This window comes from Agrobacterium leguminum, assembly GCF_005144435.2.
GTDB lineage: Bacteria > Pseudomonadota > Alphaproteobacteria > Rhizobiales > Rhizobiaceae > Agrobacterium > Agrobacterium leguminum.
This window is the reverse complement of the sequence record NZ_CP120212.1, coordinates 1,395,049-1,412,511: the sequence shown is the minus strand read 5'-3', so window position 1 is coordinate 1,412,511 and position 17,463 is coordinate 1,395,049. Positions and strand designations below refer to the sequence as shown.

16 protein-coding genes are annotated in these 17,463 nt (G+C 61.5%); 14 read left to right on the top strand and 2 right to left on the bottom strand.

Going from position 1 to position 17,463, the window contains the following annotated elements; all coding sequences use genetic code 11:
- Positions 1 to 28: 28 nt before the first annotated feature.
- From CFBP4996_RS21105 to CFBP4996_RS21085, 5 genes are read left to right on the top strand one after another with little or no spacing between them, the layout of a single operon-like run.
- The gene (locus CFBP4996_RS21105; protein WP_080853909.1) at positions 29 to 259 is read left to right on the top strand and encodes a hypothetical protein; all 231 of its coding nucleotides are present in this window, start codon (positions 29 to 31) and stop codon (positions 257 to 259) included.
- On the top strand, positions 256 to 1,734 hold the full coding sequence (locus CFBP4996_RS21100; protein ID WP_080853910.1) for a TolC family protein: 1,479 nt from the start codon (positions 256 to 258) through the stop codon (positions 1,732 to 1,734). Before CFBP4996_RS21105 ends, CFBP4996_RS21100 begins: the two co-directional genes overlap by 4 nt.
- Positions 1,735 to 1,748: 14 nt before the next feature.
- Positions 1,749 to 3,098 carry a multicopper oxidase family protein gene (locus tag CFBP4996_RS21095; RefSeq protein ID WP_080853911.1) on the top strand — a complete coding sequence of 450 codons (1,350 nt, stop codon included), beginning with the start codon at positions 1,749 to 1,751 and terminating at the stop codon, positions 3,096 to 3,098.
- Between the two features lie 53 nt (positions 3,099 to 3,151).
- Complete coding sequence (locus CFBP4996_RS21090) at positions 3,152 to 3,628, top strand: cupredoxin domain-containing protein (RefSeq protein ID WP_080819833.1); 477 nt, start codon at positions 3,152 to 3,154, stop codon at positions 3,626 to 3,628.
- A 23-nt stretch (positions 3,629 to 3,651) separates the two neighbouring features.
- Positions 3,652 to 3,936 (top strand): copper-binding protein, encoded by a 285-nt coding sequence (locus tag CFBP4996_RS21085; protein WP_080853912.1) that lies wholly within the window; start codon positions 3,652 to 3,654, stop codon positions 3,934 to 3,936.
- Between the two features lie 86 nt (positions 3,937 to 4,022).
- On the opposite strand, the gene CFBP4996_RS21080 is transcribed toward CFBP4996_RS21085, so the two are convergent.
- Complete coding sequence (locus tag CFBP4996_RS21080; RefSeq protein WP_080853913.1) at positions 4,023 to 4,859, bottom strand: phosphatase PAP2 family protein; 837 nt, start codon at positions 4,857 to 4,859, stop codon at positions 4,023 to 4,025.
- Between the two features lie 172 nt (positions 4,860 to 5,031).
- On the opposite strand from CFBP4996_RS21080, the gene CFBP4996_RS21075 reads away from it, so the two are divergent.
- The 9 genes from CFBP4996_RS21075 (at position 5,032) to fhuB (ending at position 15,867) form a co-directional block, all read left to right on the top strand.
- The gene (locus tag CFBP4996_RS21075; protein WP_003522071.1) at positions 5,032 to 5,730 is read left to right on the top strand and encodes a response regulator; all 699 of its coding nucleotides are present in this window, start codon (positions 5,032 to 5,034) and stop codon (positions 5,728 to 5,730) included.
- Positions 5,727 to 6,884, top strand: a complete 1,158-nt coding sequence (locus CFBP4996_RS21070) for an ATP-binding protein (protein WP_080853914.1) — start codon at positions 5,727 to 5,729, stop codon at positions 6,882 to 6,884. The genes CFBP4996_RS21075 and CFBP4996_RS21070 overlap by 4 nt, the downstream gene beginning before the upstream one ends.
- Before the next feature lie 130 nt (positions 6,885 to 7,014).
- Positions 7,015 to 7,968 carry a DUF535 family protein gene (locus tag CFBP4996_RS21065; protein WP_080853915.1) on the top strand — a complete coding sequence of 318 codons (954 nt, stop codon included), beginning with the start codon at positions 7,015 to 7,017 and terminating at the stop codon, positions 7,966 to 7,968.
- A gap of 171 nt (positions 7,969 to 8,139) precedes the next feature.
- A complete protein-coding gene (locus CFBP4996_RS21060) occupies positions 8,140 to 8,658 on the top strand; it encodes an RNA polymerase sigma factor (protein ID WP_035264557.1) in 519 nt (172 codons plus the stop codon).
- Complete coding sequence (locus CFBP4996_RS21055) at positions 8,655 to 9,632, top strand: FecR family protein (RefSeq protein ID WP_080853917.1); 978 nt, start codon at positions 8,655 to 8,657, stop codon at positions 9,630 to 9,632. The genes CFBP4996_RS21060 and CFBP4996_RS21055 overlap by 4 nt, the downstream gene beginning before the upstream one ends.
- 182 nt (positions 9,633 to 9,814) lie before the next feature.
- Complete coding sequence (locus CFBP4996_RS21050) at positions 9,815 to 12,220, top strand: TonB-dependent siderophore receptor (RefSeq protein WP_080853918.1); 2,406 nt, start codon at positions 9,815 to 9,817, stop codon at positions 12,218 to 12,220.
- The gene (gene fhuF / locus CFBP4996_RS21045) at positions 12,166 to 13,011 is read left to right on the top strand and encodes a siderophore-iron reductase FhuF (protein WP_279511285.1); all 846 of its coding nucleotides are present in this window, start codon (positions 12,166 to 12,168) and stop codon (positions 13,009 to 13,011) included. The genes CFBP4996_RS21050 and fhuF overlap by 55 nt, the downstream gene beginning before the upstream one ends.
- On the top strand, positions 13,001 to 13,888 hold the full coding sequence (locus CFBP4996_RS21040) for an iron-siderophore ABC transporter substrate-binding protein (RefSeq protein ID WP_080853920.1): 888 nt from the start codon (positions 13,001 to 13,003) through the stop codon (positions 13,886 to 13,888). The genes fhuF and CFBP4996_RS21040 overlap by 11 nt, the downstream gene beginning before the upstream one ends.
- Complete coding sequence (fhuB, locus tag CFBP4996_RS21035; protein ID WP_080853921.1) at positions 13,888 to 15,867, top strand: Fe(3+)-hydroxamate ABC transporter permease FhuB; 1,980 nt, start codon at positions 13,888 to 13,890, stop codon at positions 15,865 to 15,867. The genes CFBP4996_RS21040 and fhuB overlap by 1 nt, the downstream gene beginning before the upstream one ends.
- 22 nt (positions 15,868 to 15,889) lie before the next feature.
- Here the strand turns inward: fhuB and CFBP4996_RS21030 are convergent, their stop codons facing one another.
- Positions 15,890 to 17,410: an MFS transporter gene (locus tag CFBP4996_RS21030; protein ID WP_080853922.1), complete on the bottom strand. Its 1,521-nt coding sequence runs from the start codon at positions 17,408 to 17,410 to the stop codon at positions 15,890 to 15,892.
- Positions 17,411 to 17,463 lie beyond the last annotated feature (53 nt).

Sequence of the window (17,463 nt, the reverse complement as noted above, 5' to 3'; positions counted from 1 at the left end):
CGTTGCATCTCCTGTTCGGAAAATACCCATGAACCCAATTTACATTGTGGTTGCGGCGCCCCTGCTTCTGGGCGGCTGCACAGCCACATCCCTGATGAACGACGCCGCCTCCTATGACGACGCGGCAAACCCTTCGCTCGGCGCGGCCCCCATCCGCTATCAGACCCCGGTCGCAGGTTACACGCACCGCGCGCCGGTGGACCCGAAGCCCTGGCGTAACCAGAACGATGCGCAGGCTCCGAAAGGAGACGCATCATGACGATACTTACCTTCAAACTCGGAGCGAAAATCGCGACCGCCCTTTGCCTGCCGTTTCTTCTCGGCGGCTGTGTCACGGCCGCCCAATATGCGTCGCGTGACGCCGGTTTCGCCAATGTTTCGGCCAGGACATCCGAGGCGACAGGCAAGCAGGCGGTCTGGGTGCAGAACCGGGCCGAGGCGCAGGCGACGCAGGCCCGCGTCAAATCGCTGATGGCCGCCGGCAAAAGTCTTGATGTCGAGACGGCGGTGCAGGTTGCGCTCCTGAACAACAAGGGCCTTCAGGCAGCCTATGCCGATCTCGGCGAATCCGCCGCCACCGCATGGCAATCGACCATGCTGGTCAATCCGCGGGTCGGCATCGGGCTGACGGGGATCGGCACCCCGGGGCTCAGGGCCTATCAGGCGATAGAGGGTGTCGTCGTCACCAATATTCTGGCGCTGGCTACCCTCAAAAAAAATGTCGAGATCGCCGATACCGGCTTCCGCAAGGCGCAGCTCGCAGCCGCGCTGAAGACGTTGCAATTAGCGGCGGATACCCGTCGCGCCTGGATCACGGCCGTTGCCGCATGGGAAAATGTCGGCCAGCTGGCGCAGGCACAGACCGCGGCGGATGCCGCCTCGGAACTTGCCGTGAAGCTTGGCGAGGCGGGTTCGCTCAACAAGGAGGGCCAGGCCCGCGAGCAGGTCTTTTACGCCGAGTTGACGGGCCAGATTGCCCGAGCGCGGCTTGAGGCCCGTCTTGCCAAGGAGGAACTGACCCGGCTGATGGGGCTGTGGGGAGCGGATATCGAATACACCATTCCCAACCGTCTGCCCCCGCTTCCGAAGGCGCTTACCAAACGGGACATGATCGAGGCCGAAGCGCTGCAGCGCCGCGTGGATCTGCAGATGGCAAAGCTCGATCTGGAGGCGACCGCTCGGTCGTTCAAGCTCACCGAAGCCACCCGATACGTGACCGATCTCGAAATCCGTTCCGGCTTCGAGACCGAACGCGAGCTGGAAGACGGCGAAATCCACAAGCAGACCACCGGCAATGCCGAGCTGGAATTCGTCATTCCGATCTTCGATTCCGGTCAGGCACGCATGCGGGAATCCGAACTCGCCTATATGCGCGCGGCGAACCTGCTGGCGGAAAAGGCGGTCAATGTCCGCTCGGAAGCCCGCTCCGCCTATCAGGCCTATCGCTCGAACTATGACATCGCCCGGCATTACCGCAACAGCGTGGTGCCGCTGCGCACCAAAATCGAGGAGCAGTCGCTGCTGACCTATAACGGCATGATCACCAACACCTTCGAACTTCTGGCCGACAGCCGGGAAAAGGTCAACTCAAGCCTGCTCGCCATCAATGCGAAACGTGACTTCTGGCTCGCCGAGGCCAGCCTCGCTCCCGCCATTTACGGCGGCGGCACGGGTGCTGCGGCAGGCGCGGAGACCGAGGTTGCCGCCGCTGGCGGCGGCGGTGGCGGACACTGAGAAAGGAAACGACCATGTTTAACAGAAGAAACTTTCTGGGTGTCGGCGCCGCAATGGTCTCCTCGGCGGCCTGGGCGAAAACATCCAACACCAGCCTGCCGGAAGCGGCAGTGATGGAAACGGCTGCGACCCAGGCCCCGGTCAAGCCCACCACCGGCCCGGATTACAACCCCGTCGTCACCCTCAACGGCTGGACCCTGCCCTTCCGGATGAACAACGGCGTCAAGGAATTCCACCTTGTCGCCGAGCCGGTGGAGCGCGAAATGGCGGAGGGCATGACCGCCCGCCTCTGGGGTTATAACGGCCAGTCGCCCGGCCCGACCATTGAGGCCGTCGAAGGCGACCGGGTGCGTATTTTCGTCACCAACATGCTGCCGGAACATACGACGATCCACTGGCACGGCATGATCCTGCCGTCCGGCATGGACGGCGTCGGCGGGTTGTCGCAGCCGCATATCCCGGTTGGCAAAACCTTCGTCTACGAGTTCGATCTCGTGAAATCCGGCACCTTCATGTACCACCCGCATTCGGACGAGATGGTGCAGATGGCGATGGGCATGATGGGCTTCTTCGTAATCCATCCGAAGGACCCGGCCTTCATGCCGGTGGACCGCGATTTCGTGTTCCTCATCAATGCCTTCGACATCGATCCCGGCTCCTATGTGCCGAAGATCATGACCATGACCGACTTCAATCTGTGGTCATGGAACAGCCGGGTGTTTCCGGGCATCGATCCGCTGGTGGTTTCCAAGGACGACCGGGTGCGCGTGCGCGTCGGCAACCTGACCATGACCAACCATCCGATCCACATGCACGGTTACGATTTCGAAGTGACCTGCACGGACGGTGGCTGGGTGCGGCCCGAGGCGCGCTGGCCGGAGGTGAGCATCGATATCCCCGTGGGTGCGATGCGGGCCTATGAATTCGACGCCAAATATGTCGGCGACTGGGCGATCCATTGCCACAAGTCGCACCATACGATGAATGCGATGGGACATGACGTCCCGACCTTCATCGGCGTCGACAAGAAGACCGTCGCAGAGAAAATCCGCAAGGTGCGGCCGGAATATATGCCGATGGGTACTGCCGGCATGGCCGATATGGGCGCGATGGAAATGGAAATCCCCGAGAATACCGTCCCCATGATGACGGGTTGGGGTCCGCACGGCCCCATCGAGATGGGCGGCATGTTCTCCGTGGTGAAGGTCCGCGAAGGCATCTCCGCGGGCGATTACTCAGATCCCGGCTGGTACGAAAACCCGCCCGGAACCCAGGCTTGGGAATGGACCGGCGAGTTGCCGGATACGACCAAGACCAATGACCCCAAAACGCAGATCACGCCGAAACCGATGAAACACGGCTGATCCCGCAGACCCCAACCCCACAAGAACCCCCACCAAAATCAAGGAAATATGGAATGACCAAACTGAAAATTGCACTGCTTCTTGCCGCTCTCGCCACGCCCGCCCTTGCGTCGGGCACCCACGGCGGCGGCCATGAGGCGATGGCGATCGGCGAACCGGGCGACAAGGCCAAGGTGACCCAGACCATTCAGGTGACGATGAAAGAAACGCCTGACGGCAAGATGCTGTTCACCCCCGCCAAGTTCGACTTCAAGAAAGGCAAGACGGTTCGCTTTGTCGTGAAGAATGTCGGCGAACTGGACCATGAATTCATTCTCGACGAACAGAAGGCCAATCTGGAGCACAAGGCCGCCATGGAGAAGGCTCCGGAGATGGAGCACGACAATCCGAACGCGATCAGCCTCGCGCCCGGCGAAAGCGGCGAAATCATCTGGAAATTCACCAATGACGGCATGTTCGAATTCGCCTGCCTGAAACCCGGGCATTACGAGGCCGGCATGCGCGGCGATCTCAAAGTTTCTGCAAAGTAACCCCGCAACAAAGGAATCTGACCATGAAGACCATCGTTAAAATCACCGTTGCAGCAGCACTCCTGCTCACCGCTCCCCTCAGCGCATTCGCAGAGGAATTCACCAAGGGAACGGTAAAGAAGGTCGATGCCACGGCCAAGAAGGTCACCATCATCCATGAAGAACTGAAGAACCTCGACATGCCGGCCATGACGATGGTGTTCCGCGTCAAGGACGATGCGATCCTCGCCAAACTCAAGGAAGGCGCCAATATCGAGTTCGTCGCCGAACGCGCCGACGGCAAGCTGGTCGTCGCACAGGTGAAATAAGGCCTCCGGTCACTCGGCAAGAAACAGCAAGGGCAGCGGTTTTCCGCTGCCCTTTTGATATTGGGCGGAGGGGATTCCCCTCCGCCTTATTGTTCCGCAAATGGCCTTGTTTCCGCGGCGGGCCGCGTCCCGTCGACCCTGCGAGAGAAGGCGGCGTCTATCGCCTGTCGGTTGTTCATGAACGGTCGTTGGAGCAGAAGGAACACCGCGAGCATCAAGGGCCAAGCAATCAGGACATCGGAGAGGAAGTGAGCGCCCATTGCCACCCTGTTCAGGGAGACAATCACGATAAATGGCGCCAGTATCGCGATGCCGATCAGGCGAAATTTCTCTGGCAGGAGAATGGTGAAGGCGAGAAGAGCGGCTGCGGAAGCGCTTTCACCGGAAGGAAAAGAGCAATTTCGGGCGCAGCCACCGTCAAGGGAAAGAACCGGTGTAAACAACAGGTCTCCCCCGAACTCGCCAAGATGGCGCGGTCTTGCCCTGCCAAACGCGTTTTTCAATATATGAACCGAGGCGCCCGGTCCCAGAGCAAAAAAGACGCCGATAAACAGCAGCTTGTGCGGTGGAAAAACCCGGAGCAGGCCGCCCGAAAATGGCATGAGGACAAGCATGCACACCAACCCGGACAATAAAACCGGCGGAAGCATGCGGTTCAGATCTCGGACGGAAACGAGGAACTCGTCCTCGCCAAGGTGGAAACGGTCCGTCCAGAATTGCCGGCTCACCTCAAGATCGATATCCGACCTGATCGTGAAGACGATCATCATCGCAAGAGCGACCAGAAGAGCCAGCAGGGAGGAACTGCCGGAGGCACGTAAAAAAGCCTGACGGGCGACATGGATGGCGCCTGCGCGAAATTTCGACCTCTGGGTCCAATTCCGCTTTTTCCGGTCGGTTTTACTGGCGAGAGGCTGGTGCATGGCCAGTTCTCTTCCGCAGAAATGTCAAGGCTTTGCGGAGAAAGAGACAAGACTGCAAGGAAAGCGGCACCGATAGTGTTTATTCGGGGATGGAGGCTCTTGCCCGATGTTTCGCATCCGCTTAGCGTCCCGGTGTTACCACGGCTTACAGAAGCAGATTTGCGGATCGAGTATGGACAAAGGGCTTATTCTGATCGTCGAAGACGACCCCGATATTATTCAGATTCTGGACGCCTATCTCATTCGCGAAGGATACAGAACCGTCAGGGCGAGCGACGGAGAAATAGCGCTGACGCATTTCTCCATGTTGAGACCGGATCTGGTTCTGCTCGACATTCGCCTGCCGAAGTTCGATGGCATCGAGGTGTTGAACCGCATCCGGCGGGAACGGGATACGCCTGTCATCATGGTGACCTCTCTTGCGGAGGATATGGACAAGCTGACCGGCCTTCGCCTCGGCGCTGACGATTACATCGTCAAACCTTTCAATCCCCACGAATTGATCGCGCGGGTGAATGCCGTGCTGAAACGCACGCGACAGCCGGCCGCCGGCGGGGTCTTGCGCTTCGGGGCCATCGAAGTGGACACCGAAGCCTATGTCGCGGCCGTTTGCGGCGATGGGGGACGGACCGTTCTGCCCCTGACGCTGAGCGAGTTCAGGATACTCGCCCATATGACGCGCCGCCCCACCCACGCCTTTCAGCGCGCCGATATTCTGGATGCCTGCCTGCCGGAAAGCGATGCGCTGGCGCGCACCATCGACACGCACATCGCCAATCTGCGCAAGAAACTGGCGGATCATGGCGCCTGCGGTTATCTGGTCTCGGTGCGCAGCGTCGGTTATCGGCTGGCCGGGGAGCAGAAACCATGAAACTCTGGCGACTGCGCCTGCGCACGATGACGGCGATCACGATCACCACGATGCTCATCTTTGCCGTCGCGTTGGTTTATTTCGGCGTTTCCTGGTATGCGGACAATATTGAAGAGCGCATCATCGCCCAGCTTTCGCCCGATGCCTCCAAGGCCTTCTCGGATATCGACCGGGGTGTGATGCCGGATCAGCGCCAGCTTGAGGCCCTTATCGAGGTTTTGCCGGGCCTGGAAGACGAGGCGGATAACGAGCTTATCAAATCGGTATTCCTCTTCGGATTGCTCGGTGTCCTTCTGTGCAGCCTGCTCGGTTACTTCATCTCGCGGCGCATTGCGGCACCTCTCGGCAAACTTGCAGACGCTGCGCGGCGCATGGCGACCGGCGACTTCAGCGGAGGCGCAAAGATCAAGGCGAACCCCATCGCCGAAGTCGCATTTCTGGTCGACAGTTTCGAGAGCCTGACGCGGGAGCTTCAGATGATGGAGCGCCGGCTGAAGTTCAACACGATGGCGGTGGCCCACGAATTGCGCACCCCGCTTACGATCCTGCAGGGCCGTTTGCACGGCATCGCGGATGATGTCTTTCCCCTCGACAAGCAAGCCATTCGCCACCTCATCGTCCATGTGGAAGGGCTGGCGCGTCTTGTCGATGATTTGCGCACACTTTCCCTGGCGGAAACCAACAGCCTCGTCAAAGACACACAGCCGCTTGATCTTGCCGCCGAATGCGCGGCCGTGGCTGAAGCAGCGCGGCCGCTGATGGATGAGGCCGGCATCGATATCGATATGTCGCTGGAACCCGCACCCATTTGCGGCGACCGCCAACGCCTTCGGCAGCTGCTGCTGATCCTGATGGACAATGTGCGCCGCTATGCGGCGAGCGGCAAGTTTCTGCGCTGTTCGACCGGGCTTCAGGATGGGCGGCCCTTCGTCACGATCGAGGATAAGGGGCCGGGCTTTCCCCCTGGCGTCGAGGCGCACGGCATCGAACTCTTCTGGCGAACGGAACCGTCACGCGCGCGCAAAACCGGTGGCACCGGGCTCGGCCTGTCGATTGCCCGCGCAATCGCACGGGCGCATGACAGCGACCTGCAGATAAAGACACGACCGGACGGCGGAACCATCGTGACGGTTCTCTTCGCGCAAACGCCCTGAAAGATTTCAGCGGGCAATCCGCTGCGGCAACAAACCGGTCTTCATGGAAGACAGGCTGTTTCTCGACAGAATCTCGACAATTCCGGCGCATGCCCCGGCTGAACGCTCATGTTCTGCCGGAAGCCCATGTATGTCGCGCATTCAAGATGCTGCCGTTCTGGCAGAGAAACGCCCGGTCACCGATGAGGTGGTCCAGACGGTTTCGGAAACACCTCATTTTTTGCTGCTCCGGAGAATTACGACTTTTGCCGGACGTGCCCACTGGAAGCGGGCAGTCCTTTTCTGGATGCGTTTTGCAGCCAATCCATTGGTCACCTTTCGGTGGTGGTGGTTTCTGGCCGAGTTTTCAGCGGAGCGAGAATTACCGCTTCCGCATGACGACCTTCTCCAAAAACCGCTTTCTAAATTCCTGATCAATAAGGTTTCCCGGAAGAGGCGGCTGGCTTTTCTCATGGACAATTTCGCAATTGCGGACCGGCATTTTCCCAGGAGCACCATGGCCGGGCTGTGGGCGGGAAAAACCATGGACATGGGCACCGTTCGCGGCCGGAACGATGAATATCGATGCATCCTGGCGTTGGCGGATCGTTGCGGCGGCCGGCACGAGGGCGCTTTGGCTGTCAGGCTCGTGCGCGACCGTGACAACGCCGTTTTGTGGACGGCGACATTTACTTTTCTGGAAGGATGCGAAACGCAGCGCCACACGATTGTCGTTGGAGGCATGCAGGGTCCGCGCGCCGCAAAAGAGCAAATGGTGTCGGTGACGCGCGATCTCTCGGGACTTCGCCCCAAGGAAGCAACGCTGATGGTTCTGCAAGGTCTCGCCTGCGAGGGTGCGCTCAGCTACTTCGCTGTCGCCCATTCCAGACACCCCATCCGCTACCGTCGCGCCCGGCGGCAAAAATTGTTGGTTTCAGACATCGATGCCTTCTGGCGGGAACGCTCCGGCGAACCGGACAAGACATTCGGTTTCGAAGTGCCTTTCTCCAGCCTTGAGGGGAGAGACAAGCGCAGCCACATAAAATTGTCTTTTTTCGACCTCGGCAAACGCTTCCGCGAGAGCAAGGCAACCGAAAGCGCCTAGGGATATCGTGGAGAAACTCTTGCGGGGAAGGGTCGGGAGGCTCCGCCCATGCCCATATTTTCGCGCCGCATCGTGGTGCGAAAGTTACAGCTAATAAATATGATAAAAAAAATCATCTTTATTAGCTCGGCCGTCTTGCTGCGCGCGGATGGCCGGTGTTATCCAGAGACCATGCAGCAAATTGACAGCCCGGATCTTCTGGACGCGTTTTTGAATGTGAAGAGCAAGCTTGCCGCGGCGATCTATCACCGCGTGCGTTGCCACGCGACCACCTTCGATCTCGTGCAGGACACGTTCCTGCGATTGTGGGAGCGGCGGAAACTGCTTGGCCTCACGGGCGATCTTTGCGGTTATGTCATCATCACCGGCAGAAACCTTGCCATAGACCATGAGCGGCGCAAGCGCATCGCCCCGGTCTTTACCGGCATCGAACATCTTGCTTTCGTCGCCGATCCCTCGCCCACGCAGGAAACCTGCATGATCGGGCGGCAGGAGCTGGAACGCCTGCAAATGCTCGTCGATGCCCTGCCGCCGCGATGCCGGGACGTGTTTCTGCTTTCGCGCATCGAAGGCCTGACCTTCGTGGAAATCGGCCAGCGGCTGCATATTTCGCCGAAAACCGCTTTCGGCCATATGGTCACCGCTCTTGAAAAGCTGAAGACCGGCATGACGCCGCCGGGCGAGAGATGAAGGTGACCGGAGGCAAGGATACGACCGCGGAGACGCCGACCAGCCGCGAAACCGCAGCCCAAGGTGACGAAGCGGCAATAGCGCATGCGGCGGCAAGCTGGTTTGCGCATTTTCTGGAACCCGGCGCAACCGCAGCCGACGAAAGCGAATTCCGTCGCTGGATCGAGGCCGACGAGCGGCACGCACGCGCCTATGCCGATATCGAGCGCATATGGCTCGGCGCCGGCATGGCGCCGCAGCTTGCACAGGCGCAGCCGCTTGGCCGCCGTCGGTTGCTGAAAAACGGCGCAGCGGGACTTCTGCTGATCGGCGGCGTCGGAGCCGCAGCCTGGCAGGCGACACGCCCGGCCGGTGACTATGAAACCGCGATTGGCGAGACCCGCAGCATCGCACTTTCCGACGGTTCGACCGTCGAGCTTTCCACATCGAGCGCCATTTCCGTGAATTTCACCCCACAGCGGCGGCAAATCACGCTGCTGTCGGGTGAGGCGTTCTTCCGGGTCGCCCCGGATCGGAACCGGCCATTTTCCGTCATTACGGAAGAACTGGTGACCACGGCGCTCGGCACCGCCTTTTCCGTCTGTCGCGCGGGTTCCTCCGTCTCGGTTTCGGTGGCCGAACATGCCGTCGAGGTCGCCGCCAGACAGTCGCGGCAGGCGGTCGAGGCCGGTTACAGCATCTCCTACCGCGACGGTGTTCTCTCGCGACCCGAAGCAACCGATATCGAAACGCGGCTTGCGTGGCGGCAGGGCAAGCTGGTCTTCATCTCGACGCCCCTCAAAGAGGTGGTCGCGCGACTGGAGCAATGGCGTCGCGGCCGCATGATCGTTCTGGGCGATGCGCTCGGCAAACAGCCGGTCACGATGATCGTCGATGTCAGACGCCGGGAAAAGATCGGGCAAATCCTCGAAGAGGGCCTGCCCGTCACGGTCACCGATTATTCCCCCTGGCTGTCGGTCATCCGCCAGCGCTAGAGCATTTCAAGGAAAAGCGGCGCGCGGTTCTCCGTCCGGAAATGCGAAAACACTTCAGGGGCATTGCCTGCACACGCGATTAAAAAAATTTTGTCCGGGGACCGAGGTTTTGCGCAAACGGAATCGTACTCGTGTTTTGAGGCCGTCATTGCGGCAACAGGAGCAGGGGAAGGTATATTACCGTGTCTAAGCGTAAAAATCATTTCAGCAACCGTCATTCAGCAATCGGATCATTTCGTATCCTGCTTCTCGCCACCGTCGCCGGCCTTACCCTGACCGGCCCGCTGCCGGCGGCCGCACAGACGGCGGCGCAGGCAAGCGCGCTGCAATTTTCAATCGCGCCGCAGCCGCTCTCGAGCGCGCTGGTGCGTTATTCCTCCATCACCGGCGTCGATGTCGTGTTCAACGGCGAAATTCCGGCCACGGTGAGGACGGCGGGTGTCACAGGCGCATTCAGCCGCAAGGATGCCCTCACGCGCCTGCTTGCCGGAACCGGCCTTTCCTACACTTTCACCAGCGCCAACACCGTGCGGCTCAGCAACCCTGGCGCCGCCGCAGCGCCGGTTGCGGGCTCCACCCTGCTCCAGCCCATCGAACTGACGGGCAACAGGGGCGGCGGTGACAACGCCACCGTGGCGGCCAAGAACAGCTCCGGCGCCACCAAGCTCGATACCCCGCTCATCGAGACGCCCCGCTCGGTCGCGGTCGTCACCAAAAAGGAAATGCAGCAGCGCGGCGTGCAGGACATCATTGAGGCCGTGCGCTATTCCGCCGGCGTCACCACCGGCACCGCCGCCGGCTTCGACCCGCGCTTCGACCAGATCTATATTCGCGGTTACGACGCCACCACCATGGGCGACTACAAGGACGGGCTGCGTCAGCCCTATTTGAACTACGGCATGTTCCGCACCGATCCCTATTCGCTGGAGCGTGTGGAAATCGTCCGTGGCCCGATCTCGGTGCTTTATGGCGCAGGCACGCCCGCCGGCATCGTCAACAAGACGTCGAAGCTCGCAAACGGCACGCGCATTCGCGAGGTCGAAGCGCTTTACGGCACGGAAACCCGCAAGCAGGCCGCCTTCGATATCGGCGACACGATAGACGCTGACGGCACATTGTCATACCGCGTGGTCGGACTGGCGCGCGCCGGCGACACCAATTTCGATATTGCCGACGACCGTTATTTCCTTCAGCCGTCCTTTACCTGGAAGCCGTCCGACCAGACCAGCCTCACCGTTTACGGGCTCATCCAGTCCACCGAAACCGACGCTTCGGTCGCAGCGCTGACCGATCCCGCCGGCAATGTCCTGCGACTGCGTGGAAGCGATCCCGACTACGACTACCAGAAAATCCGCCAGCAGCAGGTGGGCTATAATTTCGAGCACGAATTCAACGATACACTGACCTTCAGGCAGAATCTGCGTTATTCCCATATGGATCTACGCAGCCGTTATCTCAGCGTATCGAGCTGGACCGGCACCGTCGCCCATCGCGATCCCTGGGCGATCCGCGACGACATGAAGGCCTTCCAGGCCGACAACCAGCTTGAATGGAGCTTCGACACCGGCCCCGTTTCCCATACGCTGCTGACCGGCCTCGACTACAGCAATGTGAAGTCTTCATTCGCCTATGGTTATGCATCCGGCGGCTCCGCCTTCGATTTCGATATCGCCAATCCGCGCTACGGTTTCTCCGGACCCACACCCGCCTACAGCGCCTATCAGTCGGAAGCCGATCTGCGGCAGGTCGGCCTTTATGCGCTCGACCAGATGGAGCTGGACAAATGGCGTTTCACCCTCGGCGGCCGGCAGACCTGGGTGGACCAGACCCGGCAGGGGCCTGTGACAGAAGACGTGCAGAAGGACGCCTTCACCGTTCAGGCAGGCGCACTCTATGCCTTTGACAACGGCGTTTCGCCCTTCTTCAGCTATGCCACCTCCTTCGATCCGGTTACCAAGCTTTCCGCCACCGGCGAAACGCTGAAGCCCACCGAAGGCGAACAGTTCGAACTGGGCGTGAAATATCAGCCGCCCGGAACAGACATCATGCTTTCGGCGGTCGCCTATCATCTGGCGGAAAAGAACAAGCCCGTGGCGATCGATCCCGCCGGCCTGATATTCCGCTCGCTCGGCGAGGTGACCAACAAGGGCTTCGAACTGGAGGCGAAGGCCAATATCGCCGCCGGCTGGGATGTGATCGCCGCCTATAGCTACACCCATTCCAGAATCACGGCGGGCGACGACGCCGGCAATACACCTTCCTCGGTGCCGACCCATGTGGCCTCTCTCTGGGCGAACTATACCTTCCAGGAAGATACGCCTCTCCATGGCCTCTCGGCCGGAGCGGGCCTGCGCTATGTCGGCGAAAGCTATACCAGCACCAAAAACATCGCGAAGAACGATGCCGCCATCTATCTCGACGCCGCTCTTTCCTATGATTTCGGCGCGCTCGACAAGGATTATGACGGCCTCGTCGCGTCCTTCAACGTCCGCAACATCGCCGACGACCGCAATGTCGCCTGCACGGACGGTTATTGCTATCTCGGACAGGGCAGGAACATCACGGCGTCCCTGAAATATCGCTGGTAGCCGTGGCGACCGCAGGCGGCAACCCGGTGGCGGGGCGCATGGCGAAGACCATGGCGCCCTGCCGGCAATCGGCGCATGAAGGGCTTCCGGACTTCGCGTCCGTCGGCTCTTTCGGCTATTGCACGGACAAGTTCCTGCTTGCACCGCCCTGCGGTGCGGAGGTTCTGCCTTGCCGGCAGCTTGCCTGCGAAGATGTTTTTTGCGGCTTGATGACCCGCCACAAAGCTGCCCATCCGGACGCCGACCCGAGAGCCGCGGCATCGCTCTGGACACTTTATTATTTCAGCCTGCTGACCATCACGCCCACCGTCTGCCGTCTCGTTCACGGCCGCCGCCTGCCTCTGGCCCTCGGCGATCTGAGCGTTATTATCGATCCGGAAAACGCCCTTCCCGTCGCATTCCTGATCCCCCATGCCGGCGATCAGGCCGGCAAGGCATCCGCGCCCGAAGATCTGCATGGGCTTTTGCGCGATCATCTCGCGGCACTCATCCCCTCCATCGCCAGGGCTGCGAAACTTGCCCCCAAATTGCTGTGGAACAATGCCGCCGTCTATCTGTCGTGGATCATCGGGGAAATCGAGGCGCAGGCCGATCCGGCGCTCGCACGCGCCTGCCGGGCGGTGATCGACGATGCCCTGTGGCCGGATGGCAGCCGCAATCCCATGTCCGGCATGGTGGTTAAGGGCAACAGACGCGTTTGCTGCCTGCGATACATGATCCCCACCATTGGCGGATGCGGCGCAAGCTGTCCTCTGCCCTGCGGACAAAATCGGGACACGCATGATGCCTGACCATTCGCCCACTCGCCGGCTGCTGATGGCCGCAGCGCTGACCCTGCCATGGCAGAGCGCGGCGAAAGCGGCGATGCCGAAGGGCGGCATCGTCTCGCTCGATTACGGGCTTGCCTCCACCCTGCTCGCGCTCGGCACCGCGCCGGCGGCCATCGCCGCACGCGCGGACTGGGACACATGGATGGTGGAACCTGCCATGCCGGAAGGCGTGGCCGACCTCGGCTTGACCGCCGAAATCAATTTCGAAGTGCTGGCGAGGCTGAAGCCCGACATCATCCTGTCAACGCCTTTCCTTGCCTCGCTTACCCCGAAATTACAGTCGATCGCTCCGGTGATGGAATTTCCCATCTATACACCGGAGAGCGACGCCCTGACGGCGTCCTACGCCGCGACCCGCAAGCTTGCCGCGGCCCTCAACAGGGAACAGCGGGGAGAGGATTTCCTCTCACGGGCCGAAGCCTGCTTTGCCGATTGCCGCCACCGGCTTGAAAAATTGCGGCCACCGCCGGTCGCCGTCATCAATTTCATGGATGAGCGTCATGCGCGGGTCTATGGCGGCCCCGGTCTTTATCAGGGCGCCATGGAAAAGATCGGTCTTGCCAATGCCTGGCCGGGAAAGACCAATTATTGGGGGTTCGAAACCATTGCGCTGGAGGCGCTGGCCGTCCTTTCGGCGGATGCCCGGCTCATCGCCTTCGAACCGCTGACACCGCCCGACATTCTCTCGCGGCTCGATCAAAGCCCGCTCTGGAGCAATCTGCCCTTCGTCCGGGCAGGCCGGGTCTCCACCCTTCCCGGCGTGCTGATGTTCGGCATGGTGCAGGAAGCCATGCGGTTTGCCCGCCTGGTGACCGAGCATCTGGAAAGCCACGCCTGATGCCGCCGGTCCTCTTGCGCCTCCTCACCCCCGCCGGTGTTGCCGCCAGCCTCTTCCTCCTCGGCGCCATCTTTGCCGTCAGCGATATCTGGCCGGATCTGCATCGATTGAGCGGCGACGGTGCGCAATATGATGTTGAGCGGCTCATGCTGCTCTATTCCACCCTGCCGCGCATGGCGACGGCGCTTCTGGCGGGTGCTGCGCTGGCTCTGGCCGGCGCATTGTTGCAGCAGGCCTTGCGCAACCCCCTCGCCTCACCCTCGACGCTTGGCATTTCAGCGGGCGCCAATCTTGCCGTTGCCGCAACCATGTTCGCCTTTCCCACTCTGGAAGGCATCAGCCGCGATGTGGTGGCGATGGCAGGCAGCGCATTGGCCGCCCTTGCGGTGTTTTCCATCGGCGCAAGACGCGGATTTTCACCGCTGTCGCTCGTCCTCGCCGGTCTGATGATCGGCATCTGGTGCGCCGCCGCCTCGGCCATTCTCGTCCTTCTCAACGAACGGTATCTGAGCGGCCTGTTCATTTGGGGTGCGGGGTCGCTGTCTCTGCAAAGCTGGGCCGTTCCCGTCACCCTCTTTCCGAAAATTCTGGTCCTGACCGCGCTTGCCGGGCTGATCATGCGGCCTTTATCGCTGATGGAACTGGGGGATGTCAGCGCCGGAGCGCTCGGGCTTTCCGTCGTGCGGCTGCGGGTTCTTGCGGTATCGATCGCGGTCTCCTTGGCCGCGCTTGTTACCAGCGCCGTCGGCGTCATCGGTTTCGTCGGCCTTGTCGCACCCGCCATAGCGCGGCTTGCGGGTGCCCGCCGCATCGCCCAGCAAATCCTCTGGTCTCCGCTCATCGGCGCAGGGCTGCTGCTTCTGACGGATGAAATCGTCAAACGCCTTTCGGATATCACCGGCGGGCTGATACCGACCGGCGCCATGACGGCCCTGTTCGGCGCGCCGCTGGTGCTGTTTCTGCTGCCCCGCCTGAAAGCCATGCAGAGGGAATTGCCCGCTCCGCTGCCGGGCATCGTTAAACAGCGTCGCCTTTCCCCCATCATGGTCCTGTCTTTCGTTGGCCTGCTGGTTGCGGGCGTAACGGCCGCCATTCTTTTCGGCCGCGCGCCGGATGGAAGCTGGGGTTTGCTGCCTGTCGGTGAATGGAGCGAAATTCTGCCCTATCGCTGGCCGCGGGTCGTCGCGGCCTTCGCAGCCGGGAGCCTGCTTGGTGCAGCCGGCGCCATTCTCCAGCGCCTGACCGGCAACGAGATAGCAAGTCCGGAAGTGCTTGGCGTTTCAGCCGGTGCAACGCTTGGCATGGCCGTCGCGCTTTTCGCCTTCACCGCTTCCGGGCCGATGCTGCAACTGGGTTTTGCGAGCGCCGGCGCTGCCGCGGTTCTTTTCGCCATCCTGTCGCTCGGCCTCAGGTCAGGCTTCACGCCCGAGCGTGTTCTTCTGACCGGCGTGGTGCTGACGGCCATGCTCGACGCGGTGATCGGCGTGCTGGCGGCCGGCGGCGACCCGCGCGCCATGATGATCATTCGCTGGATGGGAGGCTCGACCTATCTCGTCGATGGTTTCACCGCCCGGATCGCGGCCGTCTGCGCGGTGGTTTTCGCAACCATGGCCATTCTGGCGCATCGGTGGCTTACCCTGCTGCCACTCGGCGCGGGCGCGGCGCGGGAACTCGGCGTCCATGTTCCGTCGGCACGGGCCGCGCTGTTCATTCTCGCGGCCGCCATGACGGCGGCGGCGACGCTCATCATCGGCCCCTTGAGTTTTGCCGGGCTGATGGGGCCGCACCTTGCCCGTGAAATCGGATTTCGGCGCGCCGGCCCGCATCTCATCGCCGCGGCACTCGCCGCCGGCTGCCTGATGGTGCTTGCCGACTGGGTGGGGCGAATGGCAGCCTTTCCCTACCAATTGCCCGCCGGCCTGGTTTCCGCTCTCGTCGGCGCGCCGCTGCTCATGGTCCTGCTGGGGCGAAGGAAATAGCCTTCCCTTTGCGGCCGTAGCCCTAACCTTGGGCAGGCTTTCGCGCCGGGCCGAAGATCGTGAAGCTGATAGCGGCGAGCAGCCAGACACTGATGCCGGCATAGAGCATGACGAGGCCGAACCCATCCGCAAGCGCCCGATGGACGAGTTCTTCCGAAACGCCCTGCGCCGAGGCGCCGGCAGTTCCCGCCGCGATCTTTTCCGCCAGCGACTGCAATTCACGCACATCCGCACCGGACGGCAGGTTCGCCCGAAGCGAAGCCCGGACGCCCTCGACCAGAATAAAGCCCATGATCGGGATGTTGATGGCGAGCGAAATCATCCGTGCGCTCATGTCGATGCCCGAGGCCATGCCGGAACGGGCGGGGGAAACCGCACCCGTGGTGGTGTTGGTAACAGGCGTATTGGTCAGCCCGAGCCCGATACCGGCGAGGATGCAGCCAGGCAGCATGGTAAGCCAGCTCGCATTTTCGATGCCGCTTCCCAATTTCATCAGCATGAAACCGAGGCCGATGGTGAACAGCCCGGCCGGAATGACGAGGCGCGGCTGATAGCGCAGCGACAGGCGCTCCGCCAGCGGCGGCATCACCAGCGCCGGCAGCGTATAGGCAAGCAGGCCGAGGCCGGCGGTGACGCTGTCATAACCGAGGCCCGCCTGAAACCAGATCGGCAGATAGATCATGAACGGCCAGAAGCTGATATTCATCGCCGCCGAACCGATGATCGCCCCGGAAAAAGGCCGGATGCGAAACACGGAGAAGTCGAACATCGGTCTTGAACTAAGCTTTTCAGCAATCACGAAGGCAATGAAGCTCGCAGCCGCGACGCCGAGGATCAGAAGCGCCGCCGGGCTCACAAAACCGAGCGCAGGTCCCTGCGTGATGAAAAAGGCAAGGCAAAAAACGGCGGCCGAAAGGGTGACCATGCCGGCAAGATCGAGACGCGCCGCCTCCGGATCGCGCGATTCTCCGACGCCACCCGTGGCAAGCAGCCATGTTCCCGCGCCAAGCACGACGTGAACGAGGAACACCCATTCCCAGCTCCACAGCGCAACGATGGCGCCGCCGATGATCGGGCCGAAGCCCAGCCCTACGCCCGAGACGATGCCCCACCAGCCGAACGCCATGCCGCGTTCGCGGGCCGTGCGAAACTGATGCGACAGGATGGCGATCTGGCACACCAGCATCGCCCCGCCGCTCAGCCCCTGAAGGAAACGGGCGCCGATCAGCACCGAGACGTTTTCCGTCATTCCGCAGGCCAGAGAGGACAGCGCGAAAGCGACGATGCTGGCGATAAAGACACGTTTGCGGCCGAAGCGATCTGCCAGCGCACCCGTCGCCATCAGCACTATCGTCACGCCGATGGTGTAGGCGTTCATGATCCACTGAAGCTCGCGGAAATCCGCATGCAGCACCTGTTCGAGTGTTGGCAGGATCGCCGGAACGCTGGAAATTTCCAGTCCGAACATCAGGGCGGAGAGACAAACGGCAGCAAGCGCCATGGCGCTTCTGCTGCTTGCTGGTGCGGCAACGGCAAGGGTCATTCTTCAGCCTTTCATGGGTCGGCCCGCAACTGCAAAAACCGATCTGTGGAGGA

Coding starts and splice junctions, on each gene's coding strand:
- CFBP4996_RS21105 (WP_080853909.1), top strand. CDS start 29: ATGAACCCAATTTACATTGTGGTTGCGGCGCCCCTGCTTCTGGGCGGC.
- CFBP4996_RS21100 (WP_080853910.1), top strand. CDS start 256: ATGACGATACTTACCTTCAAACTCGGAGCGAAAATCGCGACCGCCCTT.
- CFBP4996_RS21095 (WP_080853911.1), top strand. CDS start 1,749: ATGTTTAACAGAAGAAACTTTCTGGGTGTCGGCGCCGCAATGGTCTCC.
- CFBP4996_RS21090 (WP_080819833.1), top strand. CDS start 3,152: ATGACCAAACTGAAAATTGCACTGCTTCTTGCCGCTCTCGCCACGCCC.
- CFBP4996_RS21085 (WP_080853912.1), top strand. CDS start 3,652: ATGAAGACCATCGTTAAAATCACCGTTGCAGCAGCACTCCTGCTCACC.
- CFBP4996_RS21080 (WP_080853913.1), bottom strand. CDS start 4,859: ATGCACCAGCCTCTCGCCAGTAAAACCGACCGGAAAAAGCGGAATTGG.
- CFBP4996_RS21075 (WP_003522071.1), top strand. CDS start 5,032: ATGGACAAAGGGCTTATTCTGATCGTCGAAGACGACCCCGATATTATT.
- CFBP4996_RS21070 (WP_080853914.1), top strand. CDS start 5,727: ATGAAACTCTGGCGACTGCGCCTGCGCACGATGACGGCGATCACGATC.
- CFBP4996_RS21065 (WP_080853915.1), top strand. CDS start 7,015: ATGTCGCGCATTCAAGATGCTGCCGTTCTGGCAGAGAAACGCCCGGTC.
- CFBP4996_RS21060 (WP_035264557.1), top strand. CDS start 8,140: ATGCAGCAAATTGACAGCCCGGATCTTCTGGACGCGTTTTTGAATGTG.
- CFBP4996_RS21055 (WP_080853917.1), top strand. CDS start 8,655: ATGAAGGTGACCGGAGGCAAGGATACGACCGCGGAGACGCCGACCAGC.
- CFBP4996_RS21040 (WP_080853920.1), top strand. CDS start 13,001: ATGATGCCTGACCATTCGCCCACTCGCCGGCTGCTGATGGCCGCAGCG.
- fhuB (WP_080853921.1), top strand. CDS start 13,888: ATGCCGCCGGTCCTCTTGCGCCTCCTCACCCCCGCCGGTGTTGCCGCC.
- CFBP4996_RS21030 (WP_080853922.1), bottom strand. CDS start 17,410: ATGACCCTTGCCGTTGCCGCACCAGCAAGCAGCAGAAGCGCCATGGCG.